Here is a 536-nt window from a genome sequence, read left to right on the forward strand (position 1 = left end):
GCGCGGCGCTATGCTGGTGGGCCATTCCCCGCTGTAGCCGGAGCCCCCGCGTGAGCACTTCAATCCAGGACATTTCCCTCACCACCATCGACGGCCAGCCGTCCTCGCTTGCCGACTACCGGGGCAAGGTGCTGCTGCTGGTCAACGTCGCCTCCAAGTGCGGCCTGACCCCGCAGAACGAAGGCCTGCAGGCGCTGTATGCGGAAAAGCACGCGCAGGGCCTGGAAGTGCTGGGCTTCCCCGCCAACAACTTCCTCGGCCAGGAACCGGGCAGCGATGCCGAGATCCAGCAGTTCTGCCAGCTCACCTACGATGTCAGCTTCCCGATGTTCTCCAAGATCAGCGTGGCCGGCGACGACGCCCACCCGCTGTACCAGCAGCTGACCGCCGCACAGCCGCAGTCGATCGGTGAAGGCCCGTTGCGCGAGCGCCTGGCCAGCAAGGAGATCCCGATCCATCCGGCACCGGCGGTGCTGTGGAACTTCGAGAAATTCCTGGTCGGCCGCGACGGCAAGGTCGTCGCACGCTTTGCCCCG

The 536-nt window shown here is 66.2% G+C and carries 1 protein-coding gene; it reads left to right on the forward strand.

Annotation, left to right across the window (positions count from 1 at the left end):
• Positions 1 to 50 precede the first annotated feature (50 nt).
• Positions 51 to 536, forward strand: a 486-nt coding sequence (locus RUW00_RS22790; protein WP_315956826.1) for a glutathione peroxidase, incomplete at its 3' end; no start/stop codon positions are given.

This window comes from Bacillus sp. IS1 (assembly GCF_032461585.1).
Lineage (GTDB): Bacteria > Bacillota > Bacilli > Bacillales > Bacillaceae > Bacillus > Bacillus velezensis.